Origin of the sequence: Hansschlegelia beijingensis (assembly GCF_045505405.1) — a bacterium.
In the GTDB taxonomy this organism is placed as follows: domain Bacteria; phylum Pseudomonadota; class Alphaproteobacteria; order Rhizobiales; family Methylopilaceae; genus Methylopila; species Methylopila beijingensis_A.
The window spans coordinates 1-7,458 of record NZ_JBJKEX010000133.1 but is presented as its reverse complement, the minus strand read 5'-3'; the positions used below and the strand labels follow the sequence as shown (position 1 = coordinate 7,458).

The 7,458-nt window shown below is 70.2% G+C and carries 5 protein-coding genes; 2 read left to right on the top strand and 3 right to left on the bottom strand.

Annotated features, from left to right (window positions below):
* From ACIKT0_RS10005 to ACIKT0_RS09995, 3 genes are all read right to left on the bottom strand, one after another.
* Positions 1–1,045: acyltransferase family protein (locus tag ACIKT0_RS10005; protein ID WP_407105208.1), on the bottom strand; the 1,045-nt coding region annotated here is incomplete at its 3' end.
* Positions 1,046–1,172: 127 nt separating this feature from the next.
* Complete coding sequence (locus ACIKT0_RS10000; RefSeq protein ID WP_407105207.1) at positions 1,173–1,625, bottom strand: GtrA family protein; 453 nt, start codon at positions 1,623–1,625, stop codon at positions 1,173–1,175.
* Positions 1,626–1,633: 8 nt separating this feature from the next.
* Positions 1,634–3,121 carry a UbiA family prenyltransferase gene (locus ACIKT0_RS09995; protein ID WP_407105206.1) on the bottom strand — a complete coding sequence of 496 codons (1,488 nt, stop codon included), beginning with the start codon at positions 3,119–3,121 and terminating at the stop codon, positions 1,634–1,636.
* 271 nt (positions 3,122–3,392) lie between these two features.
* Here ACIKT0_RS09995 and mprF point away from each other — a divergent pair, with 271 nt between their 5' ends.
* Positions 3,393–6,053, top strand: a complete 2,661-nt coding sequence (gene mprF, locus ACIKT0_RS09990) for a bifunctional lysylphosphatidylglycerol flippase/synthetase MprF (RefSeq protein WP_407105205.1) — start codon at positions 3,393–3,395, stop codon at positions 6,051–6,053.
* Positions 6,050–7,429, top strand: a complete 1,380-nt coding sequence (locus ACIKT0_RS09985) for an AcvB/VirJ family lysyl-phosphatidylglycerol hydrolase (RefSeq protein WP_407105204.1) — start codon at positions 6,050–6,052, stop codon at positions 7,427–7,429. The genes mprF and ACIKT0_RS09985 overlap by 4 nt, the downstream gene beginning before the upstream one ends.
* Positions 7,430–7,458: the final 29 nt, after the last annotated feature.

The window sequence follows — 7,458 nt, the reverse complement described above, 5'->3', positions numbered from 1 at the left end:
AGGCCGTCGCGGCGGCGGCGCGGCTGAAGACCCGCAGCGGCCGGCCCGGAGCGTGCTGGCGGAACGGCTGCTCCACGAAACGCCAGGACAGCCAGGCGAGCAGCAGCGAGACGCCGATCACGGCGAGCCCGCCCATGAGGCCGAGCCGCGCATTGTCCCGGTACTCAAGCAGCACGATGAGCGGCCAGTGCACCAGGTAGAGCGAGTACGAGATCTTGCCCACGAACACGGCCGGAGGCGCCGCAAGCGCGCGGGCGACCGCGGTCCCGGCGCGGGCGCCGTTGAGGACGAGCGCTGTTCCGACCGTCGGCAGCAAGGCCGGCCAGCCGGGAAAGTCGCTCTCGGCGTTGAAAATGAAGAAGGACACCGCGATCATCGCCACGCCGAGGCCGGCGAAAACGTCGCCTTCGAGCCGCCTGACAGGCCGCAACGCGATCAGCCCGCCGAGCATGAGCTCCCATAGCCTGAACGGCGCGAGGTAGAAGGCGGTCAGCGGCTGGCCCGGCGCCATCCATACGGCGGCGGCGAGCGACAGGCCGAAGAGTAGCGCCAGGGTCCACAGCAGCCCTCGCCGCCCGAACTTCCAGAGCCCGGCGAGCAGCAGGGGGTAGACGAGGTAGAACTGCTCCTCGATGGCGAGCGACCAGGTGTGCAGAAGCGGCTTGGTCTGAGCGGCCGCGTCGAAATAGCCGGCCTCGTCCCAGAACAGCACGTTAGAGACCATCAGGGCCGCCGCGACCGCGCTCTTGCCCATCGCCTTCAGGTCGAGCGGCAGCAGGATCATGGCCGAAGCCGCCGCCGTCACCAAAATCGTGACGGCGAGCGCGGGAAACAGCCGCCGGACGCGGCGCTCGTAGAAGCGGACGAGGCTGAAGCGGCCGGCGTCGAGCTCCGTCGCCAGCATCGAGGTGATGACGTAGCCGGAGATCACGAAGAAGACGTCGACGCCCGCGAAGCCGCCCGGGAGCATCCCGGTCGCGTGGAACAGCAGCACGGCGAGAACAGCGACCGCGCGCAGTCCGTCGATCTCAGGCCTGTAGGTCAAACGAACGTCCCGGGAGGCTTGCGCTGCGCAGACGACGGCGGCGCTGGGAGGGCGGCGGAGAGCCGCCGCTCCGATGTGAGCCGCGGCTCAGGGATCGCAAGATGCCGCGACGTCGGGCCGCGCCGTGTCAGTTCTGTCGAAACGTCAGCAGCCGGTGGCCGACATAGCTCGTCGCGGCGCCGATGCCGATGGCCGCCGCGTGCGAGATCGGCTCGACCCAGAGCGTCCAGCCGATCGCCGGCGCCAGCCATCGGACGGACCCGACCGCGAGCGCCCAGACCTCGACGGCGCCGACGAGGTTGACGACCACGAACTTCCAGAGCTGCGAGCGAGGGTCGCCCTGCTGCGCTTCGAACACGAAGAAGCGGTACAGGAAGAAGCCCACCACCATGCCGACCGCATAGGCCACGATCACGGCGGCGCCGAACGGCATCACCTCGTTGAGCGGGAAGCGCGCGGCCCAGTTCACCAGCGCCGCGAAGCCGCCGGCAAGCAGGAAGCGGCCGATGCGGCGGAGCTCTTCGGGAGAGATGCGGGACCGGATCGCGGGAGGCATCAGGGCCTGCGCGAGTTCGTACATCGAACGCCTCACCAGAACACGAGAGACCGCGGAAGCACCGCCGCCACGAAGGCCAGCGCCATCACGGCGCCGAGCGCGAGGCTCGGTCTGTCGCGCACCGCGAAGGCCACCGGGTCGTCGTTCAGCTGGTCCCGGCCGGACAGCACCCAGACCCGTCCGAGCCAGAGGAACAGCACGCAGGGGAACGCCCAGAGGGCGGCGGGCGTCGTGTAGAAGCCCGCCCGGAAGGCCTCCTCGATCAGATAGAGCACCATGACCAGCACGGCGGACATGCCGGTCGACACCCCCATGCCGATCAGGAACGGCGCGTCCGCAGCGAGGTAGCCGCGCCCGCTCGCCTTCTCGGCCCCGGAAAGCGCCACCCGCACCATCTCGGTGTGGCGCTTGGCGAAGGACAGGGACGAGAAGATGAACATGGAGAAGACCAGAAGCCATGGCGATCCCGGAACGGCGGCGAGCGCGATGCCGATCACCAGGCGGAGCGTGAAAAGCGCCGCGAGCGTGAACACGTCAAGCACCGCGATCCGCTTGAGGCGGAACGAGTACGCCAGAGTGACGGCGAGATAGGCCAGGAATGAGGCCAGCACGGCGCCGCCGAGCAGCGCCGCGCCCACGAGGGCGATCAGGATCCCGATCGGCGCCGCCGTCAGCCCGGCCCAGATCGACAGGCGGCCGCTGGCGAACGCCCTGTCCTTCTTCGACCAGTGCCGGCGATCGTCGTCGATGTCCCACAGATCGTTGAGGACATAGGTCGACGATGCGAGCAGCCCGAGCAGCAGGAAGCCGATCAGAACCGTGGCCCACGCATGCGGATCGAACGCTCTGCCGCCGAGCACCAGCGGAACCGCCACGAGGGCGTTCTTGGCCCACTGATGCACGCGCGCGGCCTTGGCGATCGTGCGCAGGCCGACCGGCCGGCCAGGGATGACGGAGAGCGGCCTCTGGAGCGTCTCGACCGCGCGCAGCGTCGCGCCGTCCGCCTCGACCGCCACGACCTCCCGGGCCGCGCGCCAGACCGGCAGATCCTCGGCGCGGCCGCCCGCATAGGCGAATCCGCCGGGGAAACGCTTCTGAAGCGCCCGGGCCCGCGCCTCGCCGCCCTCGCCCGCGACCACGCCGTCGACGAAGTCGAACCGGCCCGCGAGCTGCGCGGCGAACCCGGGATCCGCCTCGGTCATGAGGTGGATCTCGCGGCCACGCGCATGCTCGGCTTCCGCCAGTTCGACCAGAGGGTCGTTCACCGGAAGCGCGCCGGCGTCGATACCGTCGCGAGCCGCCAGCCGGCGCCGCAGCGTCGCCGGATCGCGCAGCAGCCAGAGCAGCAGCGTGAAGATCCGCAACGGGTTCTCGCGCAGAAAGGCGAGCGCGGCTTCCGCCGCGAGATCGCCGCGCAGGAGACCTCCCTCGACGCTCACGACCAGCGGAGGCGCCCCCGACGTCAGGCGCGGATCCGCGTCGGCCGAAGGGCTGGGCGGCGTGCGTGGCTCCAGGGCCATCGACAGCTCTCCCGCTAAAGAGACCTCGTGTCGCCGTTGAACTTTTGCGGCGTTTCGCCTCCTGCTAGGACAATAGCGTTAAGAACCGCCCTATGTCCGCCGCGATGACGTGTTTGTCTTCGTCCGCCGCTGGTCCCGGGTTGCGCGTCCGGGGGCTGGATGACATCTCCTCACGGCAGACATGTCCCGACCGACCGACACGGCCGATACCGAGCCGCGGCTTGAACCGCGCGTGACCGACCAGCCGGACGGCCGGACGGATAGCCAACCCGTGGCCGCAGGCGCGCCTGAAATCGACCCGATCCCGACGGCGCAGTTCCCGAAGCTCCGCGCCCTGGCGGCGCGCGCGCCGTGGCGGACCATCGGGGCCTGCGGGTCCTTGCTGCTGTTCGGGATGGTGCTGTTCGTCCTGCACCGGCTCGTGCAGGAAGTGGACATCGCCGACGTCAAGGCCGCCGCGGCCGCCACGCCCTGGCGCGTGCTGGGAATCTCGCTCGCCGCCACCGCGGCGAGTTACGTGGCCCTCACGGGCTACGACTGGTTCGGCATCCTGCACATCAAGCGCCGGGACGTCGGGTACCCGATCGCGGCGCTCGCCTCGTTCACGGGCTATGCGCTCTCCTACACGATCGGCTTCCAGATCGTGGTCGCGGGGGCCGTGCGCTACCGGATCTACGCCGGCGCCGGACTGGGCGCGGCCGAAGTCGCCGCGATCACGGCGATTTCGGCGCTGACGCTCTGGATCGGCATCTTCTTCACGCTCGCGCTCGGCCTCGTCACCGAAGCCGCGGACGTCTCCAGGCTGGACGGTCTTTCCGTCACGGTGAACACCTCGCTCGGCGTCGCCATCCTGGTCGCGCTCGGGGCCTATCTGATCTGGATCGGCCGGCGCGAGCGGGCCGTGACGATCGACGGCTACCGGCTCGCTCTGCCGAACGTGAAGTCGACGGGCGCACAGATCCTGATCGGCGTCGTCGACCTGATGGGCGCGGCCTTCGCGCTCTGGATCCTGCTTCCGGCCGACGCGGCGATCGCCTTCCCGACCTTCGCGGCGCTGTTCGTGGTCGCGATGACGCTCGGCATGCTGAGCCACGCGCCCGGCGGCGCCGGCGTCATCGAGGCGACCGTCCTGCTCGCCCTGCCGAACCTGTCGACCGACGCGGTGCTGGCGAGCCTGCTGCTGTGGCGGGTCGTCTACTACCTCATCCCGTTCACGCTCGCGCTCGCGCTGCTTGGCGGCTCCGAACTTGCGCGCCGGCGCGGCCGCATGCATCGCGCCGGCGTCATGCTGGCCGCCGTCATGCGGCCGGTCGCCCCGATCGTCCTCGGCGCGGCGGTCTTCCTCGGCGGCATCGTTCTGCTCGTCTCGGGCGCGTTGCCGGCCGAGACGGACCGGCTGCATGTCCTGCGGCGGGTCGTGCCGCTGCCCTTCGTGGAGGCGTCCCACCTGCTGGCGAGCGTCGTCGGCGTGGTCCTGCTGGTGGTCGCTCACGGCCTCCTGCGGCGGCTCGACAGCGCCTACCGGGTCGCCCAGGTCCTGCTGACGGCGGGACTGATCTTCTCGCTGACCAAGGGGTTCGACGTCGAGGAAGCGATCGTGCTCGGCGTGGTGCTGTCGCTTCTGACGGTGAACCGCCGCGCCTTCTATCGGCGCGCCTCGCTGTGGGACCAGGACCTCGCCCCGGCCTGGCTCGCAGCCGTCGCGATCGTGCTGGCGGGCTCGATCTGGCTGGGCTTCTTCGCCTATCAGGACGTCGATTACACCAACCAGATGTGGTGGGACTTCGCCTATCGGGGCGACGCCCCGCGCTTCCTGCGAGCGAGCCTCGCGGCCTGCGTCGCGGCGCTCGCGATCGGCCTCCACGCGCTGCTGCATCGGCATGGCCGCCCGCGCGACACGGCCCCGGAACCCGAGGAGCGGATCGCCGCGATCGTGGCGACCTCGCCGCGCGCGGACTCGAACCTCGCCTTCCTGGGCGACAAGCGGTTCATGTTCTCCGAAGCCGGTGACGCCTTCATCATGTACCAGGTCCAGGGCCGCAGCTGGGTCGCGATGGGCGATCCGGTCGGCCCGGCCGAGCGCACTTCCGAGCTGCTCTGGTCGTTCCGCGAGCTAGCCGACCAGCATGGCGGCTGGCCGGTGTTCTACCAGGCGAGCGTCGCGCGGCTGCCGACCTATCTGGACCTCGGCCTGTCGCTGCTGAAGCTCGGCGAGGAGGCCAGGGTCGACCTCTCGAAGTTCACCCTGGAGGGCAAGGCCGGCTACGAGTGGCGCTATGTCGACCGCAAGGCCAGCAAGGAGGGGCTGGAGGTCGCCGTGGTTCCGGCGCGGGACGCCGTCGCCCTCTACCCGGAGCTGAAGCGCGTCTCCGACTCCTGGATGTCCTCCAAGAAGAACAGCGAGAAGGGCTTCTCCCTCGGCTTCTGGTCGGAGGACTATCTGCGCCACTTCGACATCGCCGTCGTGCGCCACAACGGCCGGATCGTGGGCTTCGCCAATCTCTGGTACGGCGCCAACCACGAGGAAGCGACCGTAGACCTGATGCGCTACGCGGCCGACGCGCCCAAGGGGGTGATGGACGCGCTGTTCGTCCGCCTCATGATCCGGGCGAAGGCGGACGGCTATCGCTGGTTCAATCTCGGCATGGCCCCGCTCTCCGGCCTCGCCGACCATCCGCTCGGGCCGACCTGGAACAGGGTCGGCGCCTTCCTGTTCCGCTACGGCGACAACTTCTACAATTTCGAGGGTCTTCGGACCTACAAGTCGAAGTTCGATCCGGTCTGGGAGCCGCGTTATCTCGCCTGCCCAGGCGGCTGGGTGCTGCCCCAGATCCTGCTCGACATCACGGCGCTGATCGGCGGCGCCCCGAAGCGGGCCGCGCCCTCTGCGGCTGCCGCGGAGCCCACGCTGACCGAGGATTCCGCCGCGTGAAGGCGCCGTCGCCGCTCGCCGCGCTCGCCATTCTCGCCGGCCTCGCGGGGCCCGCGGCGGCCGATGAGCTCCGCCGCGCCTCCGTCGAGAACGAGACGCTGAAGGACGTCGCCGTCATCGCGCCCGCAGCCGAGCCCTCGGCGATCGTAGCGCTGATCTCCGGCATGGACGGCTGGACGCCGGCGCGCGCCGCCGAAGCCGAGGCGATCGCCAGGGAAGGCGGCGCGGTGATCGCGATCGACCTGCCGCGCTATCTCGCCGGGGCCGCCCGGACATCCGAGGAGTGCATCTTCCTGTCCGGCGACATCGAGGATTACGCTCGCCTCGCCGGCAAGAGGTTCGGCATGAAGACCTACCGGCTGCCGGTGCTGCTCGGCGTCGGGGCGGGCGCGGACATCGCCTATGCGATGCTGGCGCAGGCGCCCGCCAACATGTTCTCCGGCGCGGTGTCGGTCGGCTTCAGCGACCGCGCGCCGTTGCCGAAGCCGCTCTGCGACGGACCAAAATCGACCACGCGGGACGGGCCGGACCTCATCATCGGCCGCGATCCGCCGGAAGGCCTGCAGGGCGAGTGGCGCATCCTGACGCCCGCTCCCGCAGCCGACGACCTCAAGAACTTCGTGAAAGACCTGCCGAACGCCGAGGTCGTCGAACAGGACGCGGGCGCCGACATGGCCGCCGAGGCGCGCGAGGCCGCCTTCGACATCGGCGGCGCCGAGCCTGACGCGGTGAATTCGCTGCCGCTGGTGCTCTATCCGCCGAACCGTCCGGACCCCAAGGGCCTCGCGGTCATCTACGCCGGCGACGGCGGCTGGCGCGATCTCGACAAGAGCGTGGCCGGCTATTTCCAGCAGGAGGGCTACGGCGTCGTGGGCGTCGACACGCTGCGCTACTTCTGGAACGAGAAGACGCCCCGCGAACTCGGCGACGACCTCGAGGCCATCGTGGGCCGCTACGGCCCGGAGTGGAAGGCGAAGCGCATCCTGCTCGCGGGCTATTCCTTCGGCGCCGACGTGATCCCCTTCGCTTGGCAGCGCATCTCCCGCTCGGTGCGCGATCAGGTCGGCCTGATCGCCCTGCTCGGCCTCTCCAAGACCGCCGACTTCCAGGTCAGCGTCGCGGGCTGGCTCGGCGTCGGCTCGGGCCAGCACGACGTGCTCAAGCCCTCCGCCGGCCTGCCGATGGACCGCGTGATGTGCGTCTACGGCAAGGAGGAGCTCGAGGAGAAGGACAACGACGTCGCCTGCGCGACCGACGTGTTTCCGGCTTCGGCCCGGCTGGAGCTGCCCGGCGGGCACCATTTCGACGAGGACTACGCCGCTCTCGCCCGGCGGATCGACGACGCCTTCACCAGGGGCGCTTCGGCCGGCCGCTGAGCGGCGGCCCGCCCGCTATCGCGCCACGC

Bases quoted from the DNA above. Each gene is read 5' to 3' on its own strand.
- ACIKT0_RS10000 (WP_407105207.1), bottom strand. From the start codon at position 1,625: ATGTACGAACTCGCGCAGGCCCTGATGCCTCCCGCGATCCGGTCCCGC.
- ACIKT0_RS09995 (WP_407105206.1), bottom strand. From the start codon at position 3,121: ATGGCCCTGGAGCCACGCACGCCGCCCAGCCCTTCGGCCGACGCGGAT.